This window comes from Bacillus sp. es.036, from assembly GCF_002563635.1.
In the GTDB taxonomy this organism is placed as follows: Bacteria; Bacillota; Bacilli; order Bacillales; family Guptibacillaceae; genus Guptibacillus.
Genome location: NZ_PDIZ01000001.1, coordinates 472,240 through 487,422, shown reverse-complemented (window position 1 = coordinate 487,422; position 15,183 = coordinate 472,240). Strand labels below are relative to the sequence as shown.

The following is a 15,183-nucleotide window of genomic DNA, read 5'->3' as shown; positions in this document are numbered from 1 at the left end:
GAGCAAATCATTGTTGAGAAAGAATGAATGAGACGGTATGTGAAACGAACGGGCCAAATCCGCTAAATAAAATTCGGGACGATCTCTTACCCGTTAATCTTTTGTTCACCTTTACGTTGTAAGATAGGTGGGAGAGATTCTGTACAGAAAGGATGAAAAACGTGATTTCCATCTTAATCATCGATGACGATCCGCACATTTTAAATCTTGTCGAAGTTACGCTCCGAGATGCTGGATTTCATACATTCACGTCAAGAAATGGCATAGAAGCTTTAGCTCGATTAGAAGAAGTTACGATTGACCTCGCGATCGTGGATGTGATGATGCCAGGATTAGACGGATATACACTTACCAAAAAAGTTCGAGATACGTACGACCTTCCCGTTATCTTATTAACTGCCAAAGGCGAGCTGCATGATAAAGAACAAGGATTCACTGCCGGAACAGATGATTATATCGTTAAACCGTTTGAACCGAAGGAACTGATTTTTCGTGTCCAAGCTGTTTTAAGACGATATGATAAGCCGAGTCAGTATACGATTCAGCTGGCTGATGTAAAAATTGATAAAAGAAATTATGAGGTGCAAATTGGAAAACAGCACCTTCTCATGCCTTTAAAGGAGTTTGAGTTACTAGCCCTATTGGCTTCTCGACCGAACCAAGTTTTTAATCGAGATTATCTGATTGAAAACATATGGGGACTTGATTTCGAAGGGGATGAGAGAACGTTAAATGTTCACATTAAGAGGATCCGTGAACGGATCGGAGCGGTCACCTCAAGCATCAAAATTGTTACCGTTCGCGGAATTGGCTATAAGCTAGAGGTCACGTCATGATGAAATCCCTCTACTCGAAATTTATCCTAACAACGCTAATCATTATGTTGGTCAGTTCCGTTATTGGCTTTTTCTTTGCGAATGCTTACTACCAAAACAATTTAAAACCGGAAAATGACGCGAAAAACATGGGGATCGCGACAAACATAGCGGAGTTCGCCGAAACACAGGCGGACCTAGAAGATTACCTTAGCCATACCGCGGCAACAGGGTACCAGCTTTTTTTAGTTGGGCAGGGAGAAAGCCGTTTTTATGGAGGAGAATTTAAAGAAAAAAACGTATCGCAAGAAGCGATCGAAGACGTCTTAGATGGACAACCCTATCATGGCATGAAGGAATTTCCGAAGAAAACATTTGTAACGGGGTTCTTCGCCAACGAGCTAAAAAATTCAGTCGGTGTGCCGTTGACCTACGAGGGTACGCAGTATGCGCTATTTTTGCGACCAGATATTAAACTCTTATTTAACGAGATCCATCTCCTTTTAGGCTGGATGGTGTTCGTGATCTTTATCTTAAGTTTACTCGCAGAGCTCATATGGTCCGCGATGCTGATTCGCCCAATCCGAAAGTTATCTCACGCAACGAATAAAGTGCGAGAAGAAGGTTTTGATGTCCACTTAGACATTCATCGAAGAGATGAGATTGGCCAGCTAGCGCAGAATTTCAAAGAAATGATCGCAAGGCTCGGTAAATTAGACAAGCTTCGGAAGTCATTTGTCTCAAATGTATCGCACGATATTCAGACGCCTTTATTAAATATACAGGGGTACAGTCGTTTATTAGAAAACAATGCCCTTTCCGAGGAAGATAGAAAAGCATACTTGCGTGTCATTCAAGAGGAAGCAGAACGGATGTCCATTTTATCCAAACAGCTATTAACGCTATCCTCACTTGAACCAAAAGAGAAAGATCACTCCAGAAAAGCGGTTGATTTATCCGCTCAATTAAAAAGCCTGTTACATCGCTATTATTGGCGAATCGATGAAAAGGAGCTTTCTTTAACCTATACTCTTGACGAAGTTCAATTTAAAGGGAATCCGGAGCTGTTATATACCGCCTGGGAAAATCTTTTAACGAACGCAATAAAATACAACGAGCCAGGTGGATCGATTGAAGTTATGCTAAAAGACGCTCAAGACCAAATCGAACTAACCTTTACGGATACAGGCATCGGCTTGGAGCCGAATGAAAAAGAACAAATCTTTGATCGCTTTTATCGTGCCGACCTAGCACGTACAAGAACACAGCAAGGCACAGGCTTGGGCTTATCCATTGTAAAAGAAATTATTGAACTCCATCAAGGTGATATTCTCGTCGAAAGTAAGTTAGGAAAAGGCACCACATTTACAATCACTCTTCCACATTTGTAATCGTTCATTAACCTTTTGTTCACTTAACTGATTTAAAGTAATCAGTGTCAGGAACGAAAGGTTTTTCTTATAGAAAGGAATGATGGTAAATGAATATGGCTTGGAAAGAAATGAAGAAAAATAAACCGAAATTTCTTATCGTTGGCTCCATCGTGCTACTCATTAGTCTGGTCACGTTCATAATTTCTGGTCTTGCAAATGGCTTATCTCAAGACAACGTCTCATTGATCAAAAACATGCCAGAGGGCACGTTTTACATGAGTGAGGACTCAAATGAGTCCTACACGCAATCTCATCTTGAAGAGAAGAAACGGGATGAAATCCTTGAGAGCGACCAGGACGCATTTGCCTTTTCCCTTCAAATGGGTTCACTCAAAAACGAAGCAGACAATCAGCAAAGCGTTGCCTTCCTCACTTCTACCGATACACCATTGTTTAAACAGGTAAACAAAGGAGAAGTGATTCTCGATCGCTCGTTAAAAGCGGAAGGCATCAATGTTGGAGATGAACTAACCAGCCCTCTCTTTGACGGAACATTTAAGGTGATTGATTTTGTTGATAACAAAAAGTTCAACCACTCGCCCGTTGCGTTTATTAATCAGGAATCATTTAAAAACATGTTTCGAACGGATGAATTGCAGCTCATTTATCGTCCTAATACAACCGAGGAGATTAGCGGGGTGCAGTCCTTTTCTAAGAACGAATTTCTCTCTACCATTCCAAGTTACCAGGCTGAACAAATGACGCTAAATATGATTGTTTGGTTTCTCGTTGTGATTAGCGGCATGCTGTTTGCGATTTTCTTTTATATGATGAATGTCCAGAAAATCGGGATGTACGGCATTCTTAAAGCACTCGGGATTCGCACGGGGGATTTGTTTAAAATGATTTGGAGTCAGATGGCGCTTATTACGATACTAGCTCTTTTCGTTTCTGGACTACTGAGCCAAGTTTTTCAAGTAATTGCTCCTGATACAATGCCTTATCACTTAACTCTTACAACAACAATTCAACTATCCTTCGTCTTCGTGATTGTTGGTTTCTTAGGATCGACGTTATCAGGCTTTCAAATTAGGAAAATTGAACCTTTGCAGGCTATTCAACAAGGAGAGGCTTAACATGACACAACTACTATTAGAACAAATAAGAAAATCGTTCATAAATGGAGAAATCGAAGAAGAAGTGTTAAAAGGGGTCGATTTATCGCTTCAAAAAGGGGAAGTAACCGCGTTAATCGGTGCTTCAGGTTCAGGAAAAAGTACTTTGCTGACAATTGCTGCCGGTCTTCAACCTCTCTCAAGCGGTCGCGTCCTTTTTGAAAATCAGAATTTAGCAGAATTACGATCAGAACAGGTGCGAAACATCCGAGCGCATCATTTCGGTTTTGTTTTTCAGTCATCCCACCTCGTTCCTTTTCTGACAGTGGAAGAACAACTTTCAATGATGATGGACGTGGCTGAAATGAAAATAAACAAGCACGACAAGCGAAAACAGATAACGGGCGTATTAGAAAAGGTGGGAATGACGCATCGTCTTACAGCCTACCCTTCCTCCTTATCAGGCGGAGAAAAACAACGAGTCGCCGTCGCACGCGCCATTATCCACAACCCCAAAGTTCTGTTTGCAGACGAGCCAACAGCAAGTTTAGATTCTAAAAGGTCAAAAGACACCATGGCGTTGATTCAGCACGTAACGAAATCGCTAGGGATGACCACATTAACGGTGACTCATGATGAAGAAATGTTAGCTTATGCGGATCGTGTTGTCACGATGAGTGATGGAAAGATCCTGAAGAATCGTGCTGCGAAATCCATGTAAGATAAACAGAAGTGCTAGCGGAAACTCACTAGTACTTCTTTTCATCTAATTGAAACTTAATTGGCACAGCGACAGGATTTCCCCTTATCCAGCAACATGATTTGAAACTGAAACACTCCTTCCTCTTATTAATAATCGAACCTCTTACAATGAAAGTACTACTGATGTGGTTTTTTTCTTTTATTTTCAGGCTGCTTTAACCAGTAACGCAATCCTTTCCCCGCTAAAGGTTCGTCATCATATCTTGGTATAACATGCAGATGACTATGAAAAATGAATTGATTGGAAACTTCTCCAACATTCCAACCCAGTGTATAGCCATCTGGAGCAAAGGCTTGATCGAGGTATTCCTTTGCATCCTGTAAAAGTTCATAGGTGTCGTTCCACTCTTCTTTCGATAATTCAAATGCGTTAGCGTGATGCTTCTTAGGAACAATCACTCCGCAGCCTTCTAAAACATCTTGTTGATCGTCATGTTGTAAGAAATAGCAAGATTCATTTTCAAATAGGATCTTTTGTTTGTCGTCTCTTTCAGGATGACAAAATAGACATTCCTCTTTGTAAGTCAATAAAATCCCCCTTCTTTTTTTAAAATCACCCAAGGATTTTACGGTCTAAATCTGTCCTTCGTTTAATCCACTACCAAGAAGGTAACTAGTAGGTATGAAGAAAATAACAGGAGTGTTGGATATGAAAAACCGGTTCATCTGGGGATTCGTGGGTATACTTATGTATCCTTTCGTATGGATCTTGATCGCTTTACTATTAGATGGTGAACCTCCAAAATGGAGTGCCTTAACTGGCTCTGCTATTGGAGGCTTTATATGTGGATTCTTCATAGTTGCTCCCAGTCTACGTAAAGGAAAAGACAGAAATCGTTAGTATAACAATACATATCCCAATTATTTCAAAAAACGAACATCCAGGCAATACTAGGTAACTAGTAAAAGAGAGCTGATATACTCAGCTCCCCCTCAATCCTCCCTTATTCAAAAGACTCCGCAACTGTAAGCAAATCTTCTTTTGATAAGCCCTCTATCTTCCCTTTCAACTCATAGGTGATCGAACCATTTGTCCAAATCAACCGCTGCGTCTCGCCTTCTGTTCCGGCATATTGTCCTTTTTGATCTCCAATTGAAACCTCCTCTGTCTCTAACTGATCAGAAGAGATCTCACCATTTTTAACGGTCATCAATTCCATCTTTTCACCCGTTTCGCCATGAAAAACAAACGTTATGGTGCTATCATCCTTACTCTCATGTTTGATTTCTACCCCGTCCACTTCAAAAGGCATCACTGTTGGAAACATAGGCTGATAGGCTTCATCTCCAGTTCGACTTACTAATCTTGAACGATCATATACGAACAGTCCATCTTCTGTTTCTGTTGCTGTATCGAAAGCATAGGGCAATGATTGAGGATCCATATAACGGATTTGCGTAATCTTTCCTTCTTCGTTTGTGTTGACTCTTCCACTAACATCCGCCGTTTGACCATTGCTTACATTGACTTGTATGTCAAAATCATAGGCGGTTGCTGTGTCCTCACTCTGCACAACGTTTATGGTCCCAATAGCCATTTCAACACCATTTCCGTACGCCTTACGATGAAAGCTGTTTAGTAAATCGTTGTTCATCGCACTCTCCATATAGTCTTCTGTAAAGTAAGAGTTGAATTTGTCCATGTAGTAGGTAGAAACCTCTTCGTACTTTTCCTCTTCATAAATCTGTGTTAATTCTTCATCCGGTCCTGAAAATATTTGCTCAAGCACCGTTGTGACATCATCTTTCGTCGTATTCTCTTCTTCCGTGTTTTCGCTAGCAGGCTGGTTAGATGCACAACCAGCAGTTATGATGAGCACCATCGTAATGAATAAGATTTTTTTAAGCAAAAAACAACCTCCGTTTTGTTGGCTCTTGTTATATGTACGATCAGCAACTGTATAAAGTTTCAAAAATTGGTAACTAACTAGAAATTTGTTGTGTTTATTTAAGAATTTAGCCTTTAACTAGACTCTGCCATTCTATTTCAATTATAAAAAAGAGACTACCTCATCGCAGATAATCTCCATCTAAAAGCATCATTTTATAACTGAAACACTTCGATCTTCTCCCAAATCCCCTTCCAATTTTTCTTTATCACTCGCTCTCTATAAATGGCAGTTCTTTCTTCACTCTCTTTAATAAAAGGTGTCGGCTTCAACTCTAAATTGATCACATCATCGACACCCCAGGGAGCAGTAAGAATAAGATTGTTATCCTTATCGATTTTGACCCCAAGAGCCGTTGCGGTTTCTGGAAACTTGGAAATCGCATCCTCTGCAGAAGTGTAGGGTTCTATGTGATTCTTCACGTGCATTCGTGCTTCATTCTTCACAGACCACGGTACATCTGGAAGGATTCTCTTCAACTCAGCTTCTAATTCTTTTTCAGTTTTTTCACTTATTTCTTCTTGATCATAATAAATAACATCAACATCTGGCGGATCAGTACTGTTTTCAAATCCATGCACGGTATCCCAAATTTTTGAACGCACAAACCCAGCACAAATCCACCAATCTGGCAAATTCAGCTGACTTGCAGCCTTGATGATTTCCATCATTCGTTCATCGTTTTCGATTAGCTTCATGATATCCTCTTTTGTCTTCAAGCCAACACCTCGTTTGGAAAGTTACGGCCCTTCGTTTTCTATATCAATTTTCCTTTCAGTTCAAATTCAATAAATCAGCAATGATCTCATCACTCCCCGGTGAAAACATAAATAGAGCGAACAAGATAAATAGTGCGCCTATACAAACGAAAGAAATTCGTTTACTTCCAATGAGTCCTTTTCCTACTAAAAACAATCCAATAAACAAGAGTAAGAAATACCAAACTCCCATACGCTCTCTCCTTTTATCACGACAGATCGAAATCTATCTCTTAGTATTGACTATCTATTATAATGACGATTAGTAAGCAGCTATTGTTCCTTTTTAGTTGATCCATAAATTAATTGTTAGCTAGGTTAGAAAAATTCATATAACCCCTCATTGAAATACGCGAACTCTTCTTTAGACACCTTATATCGACGGTATCCTTCGTAAAAAGCCTCTATGGATTCTTGATGGTTAATCCATTTTCGAATCGCTAAGGATTCATCATACCTAGGATCGCCTATCGTCATTCCCGCAACATCAATAAACATACTCACTTTTCCGTTTATAACCATCACATTATCGGTAGTGCAGTCCCCGTGTATCATCGTTTGTTGGACGCTTGATGGTTGATCTAATGTTATCTTCTGTAAAAGCATTAAATCCCCGTCAGCGTGACCAGTTTCCAGGTAACTCTCCGCCTTTTTTAACTGTTCAGCAAGCCAATAATTATTTTGGAACCCAGTATCAGTCGTTTCATGGAGACGTTGAAGAAACTGTCCAAAACTCTTAATTAATGACAGTTGTTCTTGCATCTCTGCTTCTCTTAATGCAGTGGTTAATGTTATCCCCTTCTCAAATGACATAATGAGATGGCTACTATTCTTCCCTTCAAAATAACCATAATAGCTCGGCATTGGGATCTCTGTGTTCGTATTTAGCTTTTCTAATACAACAGCTTCATTTCTTAACCATTCTCGATATTTTCGTTCATAGGAACTTTTTAGCACATAGCTGCCTTCCTCTGTGACGACTTGATGCACTTCTGAGGTACACCCCTGATCTTGTAATAAACTCATTCGCTCTATTTTTCCTATTATTTCTTCTACTTTACTTTTCATCTCTTTTTCCATGAGTACCCGCCTGCACTTTCTATTAGAGATAACGACTTTTCACCATACCAATTATTTCAAAATTCGATCAATAAATCTATTAATATTTATAATAATTAAAAGGAGACGATGGAATTGGAACGAAATGTATGTAGGAAATGCTACCGATAGGAGGAACAATATGAGCCATTCACTTTTTAATGGTATTCACTATATTCGAATACCAGTCGTCAATCTCAGTGAGTCCGTTTCCTGGTACTCAGAGTGTTTACAGTTCACCTTAAAATTTAATCGAGGTGATTTGGCGGTCTTATCGCTTGAAGAAGGTCCCCTCTTCGTTTTAGTAGAAGCAGACGAGAACTCGAGAGGCCACTTCTTCAAAAATGGTGAACCAGAATTTTCTGTTGGTCTGACTACTTCAAACATTAATCGACTCTATAACTATTTAGTTGATCAAGATGTGAAAGTAGAGCCGATCCAGGAGGATGAGGGACACCAATTCTTTCACTTTTATGACCCTAACGGAAACAAACTGCAGGTACATAACTAACATTTCTTTAGCTACTCGTTAAGGGTAGCTTTTTTTAACGCCCTTAAACTTTATCCTCCCATAACGCAACACAGAGCCCTTCGCCTCTTTTCAACGGAAACATCCCTGTTCCTACCACTTTGTCCACATACTTTCCGCGCTTTCATTAGGAACATCACCCAGCCCATCTACATAGTGTGTTGAAGAAAGTGTTTCATAAGATAAGCGCTTAGGAAAATGGATTTCAGTCCATGAAGAACGTTTGATGGAGGTGACAGAAATGAATCAATTTCAAAACGATCTTCAGCACTTAGATGTTGGAGAGTACCATGCCCAGGAGTTAGTTCCTTGCGAGCAAGCGAACTATTATCCAAATGGGGATCAGAATGTAGATCCAAATGATACTCGTATAATTGGGTTTGTATGCTTTGGGTGTTTCCGCTGTGCGGGTTGCGTTGGCTGTGCCGGCTGTGCGGGTTGCGGCGGTTGTGCTGGCTGTGGTGGATGTGCTCGCTGTGCGCGATGCGCAGGTTGTGGTGGATGTGCCGCAAGATGTGGTGGATGTGGCAGATGCGGTGGTCGCTGAACCGGATCAATCGTGAAATCGACTAACTATTCCAAGTACACTTAATGCTAAATCACATAAATCAACGAAAAAGAACCTGGAAGCGCTAAGCACTTCCAGGTTCTTTAAATGATGAATCCATTTAAAACGAACACATATCTTAAGTGAAATTTTTTATAAGTCAATTAAAACAATTTCTTTCTATAAATACGAAGGGACACAAATCCTGAACCTATGTATAAAAGGAAAACGGACACCCCTATAACAAGATATTCTACAGTATTGTCGGAAGTTATAAGCAACTTAACAAACGCTCTCATTCGGTCATTTAAATCATGGATAAAAAAAGTAACTGTTAACAGATACAATGCAAATAAACCAATTGCCGCTATCATAAGATAATTGCTTTTAAATTTATAACAAAAAGGAAATATGAATGACAGAATCGACATCACAACAGCAATCATGAACAATAGTTCTTTCCAAGAAGTCATTTCTCCATGGATGATTATGTTACCAATATAAGTAACTGCACCGATCAATAGTGTAAAGAGAACGGCAACAATATACTTTGAACTCACGATCTCTTTCCTTGTATAGGGGAGAGAGTTAAGCAATAGTTGGATAGTGGATTTTTCATCAAGCGTAAAGGCAAGCATCGATATCACAATACTACAAAGGATTCCTACCCAGATAATAGAAAAATCTAAGATCAAATACACACATAAAATTGCCAATAATACGAGCATCGTTTTTTTTAGTAAGATGATATCTTTACGTATTAAGTTAAACAAGAGATCTTTCTCCTTTTTTTGTGAAATACATGATATCTTCAAGAGTTGGAGCTTCATAATGCGCCATTTCTCCATATATACTCCTTGCGCGTTGTTTATCTGAGGTTAAAGCTTCAAATCCATAAGGCATTTTTCGTACAGCTATAAATTCCTGTTCTGTTTCCTGATCTAGTAATTCCAGCCCCCCTTTTACAATCGCATATTCCTCCTCAATTTCTTGAAAATCTTTCGTGAAAATATGCTTTCCATCATGAATAAAGGTTATATAATCAGCAATCGAGGCTAGATCAGATGTAATATGAGTGGAAAAAAAGATTGTTTTATCCCCATCTTGCAGAAGTTCATGCAACAGATCTAATAGTTCTCTTCGAAAAATAGGATCTAATCCTGAAGTGGGTTCATCCATAATAATTAATTCCGCATGATGAGACAGTGCGATACTTAAAGACGCTTTAATCATCATTCCTTTTGAAAATGTTTGCATTTTTTTAGTTAGCGGTAAGTTAAACATGCTCACATATTCGTTGAATATCTGTTCATCCCAATTCACATATGCATTTCTCACAATCGCTTTAATCTCAGCTAGTGTGAGATGTTCATAGAAAACATTTTCATCAAATACAAATCCAATTCGCTGCTTAATTTCTTTTTCATGATCTTTGTAATTTAATCCAAATACAGAAACCGATCCACTATCAGGTTGTAACAAATTCATAATCAGTTTAATTGTGGTGGACTTCCCTACACCATTTCCACCGATAAATCCTGTCACATAACCCTTTTTAACTTTTAACGAAAAGTCCCTTAAGCTAAAACCTTCAAAGGACTTACAGACATGCTGGAGTTCTATAACATTTTCATCTTGCATCATTCTTCCCCCCTATATAATATAGTCAGCAACTCTTTTAATTCGGTTAGTGTGACGCCGATGTCTTTACTATTTTTGATGGCAGTCACCAATTGCTCTTCAATCCCCTGCATTTTTCTTTCCTTAATCATTTCCTTATTTTGTTCCGATACAAATGACCCTTTTCCAACGATAGAATAAATGAACCCATTTTTTTCAAGTTCCTCATAAGCGCGTTTAGATGTTATGAGACTAACATTTAGATCCTTCGCCAATTGACGCATCGATGGAAGTGGCTGTCCTGACTTCAGATCACCTGCTAGGATCTGTTCTTTTAATTGAAGGTGAATCTGTTCATAAATCGGTGTCTTTGAACTGTTGGAAATTATAATTTTCATTAAAAAACCTCTTTCAATTATCTAAACATCATTATATACATTATATACAATATATACAATAATTATCTGGATTTTATTTCCACAATATAAAAAAAGAACTTCATAATGAGAAGTTCCCTGGTAACAATCACCTATTCTTCTGCAAAAATACTAAATCATGTTCGTGCTCAAAACCAACCTTCTTATACAATTTTATGGCTGTTTCATTAGCTGCGTTAACACATATGGTAATGGAAGCAATATTCTCATAAGAAAATAGCCATTGAATGGCACCATTTATCAGCTGCTTCCCAAACCCCTTACCTCGTTCCAAGTCTTTAACGGCCATATACTCAATGCTAGCCTCTCCAAACGCTGGTTCAGCCTCCACATAGATGTATCCTTTTAGCTGATTGGATTTTTTAACAATAAACACTTTTCGATTCGGACTAAGGCGCTCGATCAATTGTTGTCCGTTATAATAGGTTTCTGGAAAAGCTTCATTATGTAATTGTATTATCTCTGAGAAGTACTCTTCCGTAAGTTCCACAATCGGTTCATCTTTTATTTGCTGCCTATCCTCACGAGAAACTGTTAATATAGTTTGCTCACTTTGTTTAACAAATCCCAATTCCTTAGCGAAACTTAATAGATTTCGATTGTGATTACTTGTGAACATATGGAGTTGATGTATATTAGGGGGTAGTAATTTCTCCATTTCAGTCCATAATTGGTTGGTCCATCCAGGTTCTTTCGCAAATGGCCCCCATATTTCTGCATATTGACTTTCTAGGGAAGCATCAAATCCTAAAACACCAATCAACTCATCTTTCTCATAAGCTACGACAAAACTCTTCGTATAATGAACATCCGTTATATCTTCTACAAAAGAGTTAGCAATCTCTTCAACTTCTGTTCCACAATAGCCAATGTACGAATCTTCCTTATTGTTTAACTCTGCAATTAGCATCGAAACTTTATGGATGTCAGACCTAGTCATTGTTCTGATTGAACTCAAATAAATCTCCCCCCAGGAAGTGGTTTCCTCAACTATTTGATTTCTTCCCCGTTTCCCTAATCTCCCCCATCCTCTATAAAAACCTCAGAACAATACACTCACCTCTTTTTACATTCATTTAGGAATCAATCGGAAAAAGATACACATTGTAAGAAAAGAATTTCTCTAACCCTACCTTTCTCGCAATGGCATTCGAAGCCTGATTTGCCTCTTCACAGTCCCAATATGGAACCATCCCCTTATTAACACATTCCTTCACCACACTGGACGCTGCCAGCTGACCTAATTTATTCCCTTGATGATCCTCGATGGTTTCCATATCTAACCCATGAACATTTCCAGCTACAAATCCTGAAAAACCCAAACTCACAAGTTGATTTTGATAGACAACGCCATACCCGATTCCCTTATCAAAAAAGTCATTAGGTGAAGCCCAGAATTCAGCTATCTTCGACTGTAAGATGCGTTTATTGGTAATTGAATGGTTCTGATCGTTAAGGACAGCTTCGCTGATTTTGATGACCTGGTACACGGGTTTAATGGAAGGATGATGCTGCTCTTTAGGGTGTTCGAGTCGATACACATTTTGATTGGATTTATTCATGTCCCGATGGGTGAAGAGCATCTCGATTGTTTTATCCCACCTTGAATGGTTTCCAATAGCGATAAAAGTCGTTAAGTTCAGCTGTCTTGCTTCAGGAGTAATTGTCGTTTCCATAAAATCATTGATTTCTTGAAGAAACACATCACTTTGTTCATCTCCAATAAAGAAAAAACCGTCATGATTCCCTAACCAGATAAGCCCTGCTTTAGGGGTCTCGAGATGATCGACAAAAACGCGCCCAGGGTTATTCCCCTCGATGACCGCTTTTGCTTCTAGATGTCCGATGTCATTTAATAACGTTTTGCATTTGTAGAATTCATCTTGTTTAAGTTCATGAATCATGTTGCTCCCTCCTACTACACATGAATTAAACCTACTCAAAGACTTGACGCAGTTCAACCTGGCCCTCGCCATATCCTTGCGGGTCAGGCATGCGTATCGCCCACTTAACCGCTTCCTCTTTTGACTCCACATCAATGAGAATAAAACCGGCAGTGATGTCTTTCGTTTCGGTAAACGGACCTTCTTCAACGACAGGAGCGCCGTTCGGATACGAAATACGTAGTCCATCCGAACTTGGATGAAGGCCCTTTGCCATCAACCGAACGCCAGCTTTTACTAATTCTTGATTGTATGTTGACATCGCTTCCCTCAGCTCAGCACTTGGTACATTTCCAGCTTCCGAATTCTTCGATGCTTTCACGATCAGCATAAACAGCATCAAATCTCCTCCTCTTTGACAATTACCGGCTTAGATTCTCCCTTCTACCTATTCGATAAAAGAAAAGAATCCTCCTTCCATCAAAAATCTGCGTTCATTTTAAAAGGAGTGCTTATGCGCCTTATCGAAAATACAAGATGAAGACACAAAGACCTTTAGGAGGGAATCATGGGAAGAATCGTGCATTTCGAAATTCACGTTGATGACATGGACCGCGCAAAACAGTTTTATGGGGACGTATTTGGATGGACATTTGAAGACTGGAGCGATTTCGCTGGCATGCCTTATTTTGGCGTTGTCACTGGTGGTGACGATCAGCCTGGCATTAACGGCGCACTTATGCAGCGTCAAGGTCCACCTCCAGAACCAAATCAGCCTGTAAACGGCTATGCCTGTACGATGGGGGTAGAAGATTACGATAAAATTGAAGGAAAAATTCTTGAAAAAGGCGGTGTGGTCGCATTGCCAAAATACGCACTGCCGGGGATGGCGTGGCAGGGATACTATAAGGATACGGAAGGAAACATCTTTGGTGTTCATCAGCCAGATGAAAGTGCGAAGTAGCATTTATCAAAACTAGAAAGGCGCCTAACCGCGCTTTTTTTTATTAATTATGATGTGGCTTTCCCCTTAACGATGTTGTTCGAATAATATTGGATTACCGTCTGGATCTAGCACTTATTAAGAGATGGGCAATAAAAATAGCGAAAATGGGCTCAATTGGCTGGTTTATGCCTCGAATACAATGGCATAAGCTGTCGCTTCCAAAGCAGGTTGTTAAAAGTAACTCTGCGGATGATTCTACACTCCCCCCAGGTAGTAACGTTGGATTAGAGGTAATGAAAAGCCATTGGAAAATGTACTGAAAAAAAACGAAAATTGTTTTATACTAAAATAACTAATTTTTTACTATTGGAGGAGAGGAAATTGAAAACGTTCACGCACGAAAAATATTTTCAATTTATAGAATTCTTCGAAGAAAACAGTAAAACATTTACAGAAACGCTCCTACAAGAAGCTGTCACCGTAAAGGATAAGATTGAAGAAATACTAAGAATAGGGAATATCGACCTTGTGACCAATGCTCATTCACTCGTTGTTTATATCATTGAAGAGAAAGATCATGAACTTCACTCGTTTGCAGAAAAAGAAGGGATTGCCTGGGCAACACATTCCCTTGCTATCTCGTTTAAGTTAGAGTGGGTGCAAGCTATACGACGAACGCTGTGGGTGTTTTTCCAGAAATATACTGAATTGCAAGGTAGCAATAAGAGTTTTGATTTCTTTGAAATGGAAAAACAAATTAACAACCGGGTAGACTACTTTTTAAATTCTTTCTTCATAAGTTATACAAAATATAAAGATTCCCTTATAAACGCTCAAAAAGAACAAGTTAAAAATTTGTCTGTGCCAATTATACCCATTAACCACTCAGTAAGCATCCTCCCTTTAATCGGGACAATTGATGCTCAAAGAACCGAAGTCCTTGAGGATAAGGTGCTAACCGTAATAAGCGATATGCGTCTTCAGACATTGATTATAGACTTATCAGGAGTAGCAGATATTAGTGGTGATGATGTTTACCGATTGATGCAAATCATTGATGGTGCTTCACTAATGGGATGTAACACAGTCATAACTGGATTAAGGAAAGCAGTTGTCCGAAAAGTTACGGATCTCGGTATGATGTTAAATGAAAAAACAAAAACACTTGGAACATTACAGCAGGCACTAGAAAAGTATTTTATTACATAATGGTGAGCACATGCGGCGCTTTAATAGCGCCTTATTTCATTATGATTAATTATAAGCTCGCTTTCCCCCTAACGGAAATTTCGGATTACCATCCGTGTCTGCTACAGTAATAATGGCTGGCCCTTCAGTCTTATTCATCAACACTTAATAAGTGGCACTTATATGGTAAATCCCACATTTTTCTACTTAAAGGATTATGACC

At 39.2% G+C, this 15,183-nt stretch carries 19 protein-coding genes; 8 read left to right on the top strand and 11 right to left on the bottom strand.

Annotated features, from left to right (window positions below):
- The first annotated feature begins 161 nt into the window (after positions 1–161).
- From ATG70_RS02575 to ATG70_RS02560, 4 genes are all read left to right on the top strand, one after another.
- Positions 162–836, top strand: a complete 675-nt coding sequence (locus ATG70_RS02575; RefSeq protein ID WP_179886158.1) for a response regulator transcription factor — start codon at positions 162–164, stop codon at positions 834–836.
- Positions 833–2,206: a sensor histidine kinase gene (locus ATG70_RS02570; protein ID WP_257147592.1), complete on the top strand. Its 1,374-nt coding sequence runs from the start codon at positions 833–835 to the stop codon at positions 2,204–2,206. The genes ATG70_RS02575 and ATG70_RS02570 overlap by 4 nt, the downstream gene beginning before the upstream one ends.
- Before the next feature lie 89 nt (positions 2,207–2,295).
- The gene (locus ATG70_RS02565; RefSeq protein WP_098442813.1) at positions 2,296–3,324 is read left to right on the top strand and encodes an ABC transporter permease; all 1,029 of its coding nucleotides are present in this window, start codon (positions 2,296–2,298) and stop codon (positions 3,322–3,324) included.
- Position 3,325: 1 nt separating this feature from the next.
- Positions 3,326–4,024, top strand: a complete 699-nt coding sequence (locus tag ATG70_RS02560) for an ABC transporter ATP-binding protein (RefSeq protein WP_098442812.1) — start codon at positions 3,326–3,328, stop codon at positions 4,022–4,024.
- A 158-nt stretch (positions 4,025–4,182) separates the two neighbouring features.
- On the opposite strand, the gene ATG70_RS02555 is transcribed toward ATG70_RS02560, so the two are convergent.
- The 5 genes from ATG70_RS02555 to ATG70_RS02535 form a co-directional block, all read right to left on the bottom strand.
- On the bottom strand, positions 4,183–4,593 hold the full coding sequence (locus ATG70_RS02555) for an HIT family protein (protein WP_098442811.1): 411 nt from the start codon (positions 4,591–4,593) through the stop codon (positions 4,183–4,185).
- 416 nt (positions 4,594–5,009) lie between these two features.
- Complete coding sequence (locus ATG70_RS02545) at positions 5,010–5,915, bottom strand: DUF4367 domain-containing protein (RefSeq protein WP_098442809.1); 906 nt, start codon at positions 5,913–5,915, stop codon at positions 5,010–5,012.
- A 194-nt stretch (positions 5,916–6,109) separates the two neighbouring features.
- Positions 6,110–6,652, bottom strand: coding sequence for a nucleotidyltransferase family protein (locus ATG70_RS02540; protein WP_098445691.1), 543 nt, complete (start codon positions 6,650–6,652; stop codon positions 6,110–6,112).
- Between the two features lie 76 nt (positions 6,653–6,728).
- Positions 6,729–6,905: a hypothetical protein gene (locus ATG70_RS22300; RefSeq protein ID WP_168212286.1), complete on the bottom strand. Its 177-nt coding sequence runs from the start codon at positions 6,903–6,905 to the stop codon at positions 6,729–6,731.
- A 125-nt stretch (positions 6,906–7,030) separates the two neighbouring features.
- Positions 7,031–7,792 carry a phosphotransferase family protein gene (locus tag ATG70_RS02535; protein ID WP_098442808.1) on the bottom strand — a complete coding sequence of 254 codons (762 nt, stop codon included), beginning with the start codon at positions 7,790–7,792 and terminating at the stop codon, positions 7,031–7,033.
- Between the two features lie 160 nt (positions 7,793–7,952).
- On the opposite strand from ATG70_RS02535, the gene ATG70_RS02530 reads away from it, so the two are divergent.
- Entirely contained in the window at positions 7,953–8,321 is a 369-nt protein-coding gene (locus tag ATG70_RS02530) for a VOC family protein (protein WP_098442807.1), read from the top strand.
- A 259-nt stretch (positions 8,322–8,580) separates the two neighbouring features.
- The gene (locus ATG70_RS22120; RefSeq protein ID WP_142329540.1) at positions 8,581–8,886 is read left to right on the top strand and encodes a heterocycloanthracin/sonorensin family bacteriocin; all 306 of its coding nucleotides are present in this window, start codon (positions 8,581–8,583) and stop codon (positions 8,884–8,886) included.
- Between the two features lie 164 nt (positions 8,887–9,050).
- Here ATG70_RS22120 and ATG70_RS02520 read toward each other — a convergent pair whose 3' ends face one another.
- The 6 genes from ATG70_RS02520 to ATG70_RS02495 form a co-directional block, all read right to left on the bottom strand.
- A complete protein-coding gene (locus tag ATG70_RS02520) occupies positions 9,051–9,659 on the bottom strand; it encodes an ABC-2 transporter permease (RefSeq protein ID WP_098442806.1) in 609 nt (202 codons plus the stop codon).
- The gene (locus ATG70_RS02515; protein WP_373560750.1) at positions 9,652–10,527 is read right to left on the bottom strand and encodes an ABC transporter ATP-binding protein; all 876 of its coding nucleotides are present in this window, start codon (positions 10,525–10,527) and stop codon (positions 9,652–9,654) included. Before ATG70_RS02515 ends, ATG70_RS02520 begins: the two co-directional genes overlap by 8 nt.
- On the bottom strand, positions 10,527–10,904 hold the full coding sequence (locus tag ATG70_RS02510) for a GntR family transcriptional regulator (protein ID WP_098442804.1): 378 nt from the start codon (positions 10,902–10,904) through the stop codon (positions 10,527–10,529). The genes ATG70_RS02515 and ATG70_RS02510 overlap by 1 nt, the downstream gene beginning before the upstream one ends.
- A gap of 127 nt (positions 10,905–11,031) precedes the next feature.
- Positions 11,032–11,901 carry a GNAT family N-acetyltransferase gene (locus ATG70_RS02505; RefSeq protein ID WP_098442803.1) on the bottom strand — a complete coding sequence of 290 codons (870 nt, stop codon included), beginning with the start codon at positions 11,899–11,901 and terminating at the stop codon, positions 11,032–11,034.
- 118 nt (positions 11,902–12,019) lie between these two features.
- Positions 12,020–12,847 carry a GNAT family N-acetyltransferase gene (locus tag ATG70_RS02500; protein WP_142329539.1) on the bottom strand — a complete coding sequence of 276 codons (828 nt, stop codon included), beginning with the start codon at positions 12,845–12,847 and terminating at the stop codon, positions 12,020–12,022.
- 31 nt (positions 12,848–12,878) lie between these two features.
- On the bottom strand, positions 12,879–13,226 hold the full coding sequence (locus ATG70_RS02495; protein ID WP_098442801.1) for a YciI family protein: 348 nt from the start codon (positions 13,224–13,226) through the stop codon (positions 12,879–12,881).
- Between the two features lie 168 nt (positions 13,227–13,394).
- Between ATG70_RS02495 and ATG70_RS02490 the strand changes: the two genes are divergently transcribed.
- Positions 13,395–13,790 carry a VOC family protein gene (locus tag ATG70_RS02490; RefSeq protein ID WP_098442800.1) on the top strand — a complete coding sequence of 132 codons (396 nt, stop codon included), beginning with the start codon at positions 13,395–13,397 and terminating at the stop codon, positions 13,788–13,790.
- Between the two features lie 363 nt (positions 13,791–14,153).
- Positions 14,154–14,981, top strand: coding sequence for an STAS domain-containing protein (locus tag ATG70_RS02480; protein WP_098442798.1), 828 nt, complete (start codon positions 14,154–14,156; stop codon positions 14,979–14,981).
- Positions 14,982–15,183 lie beyond the last annotated feature (202 nt).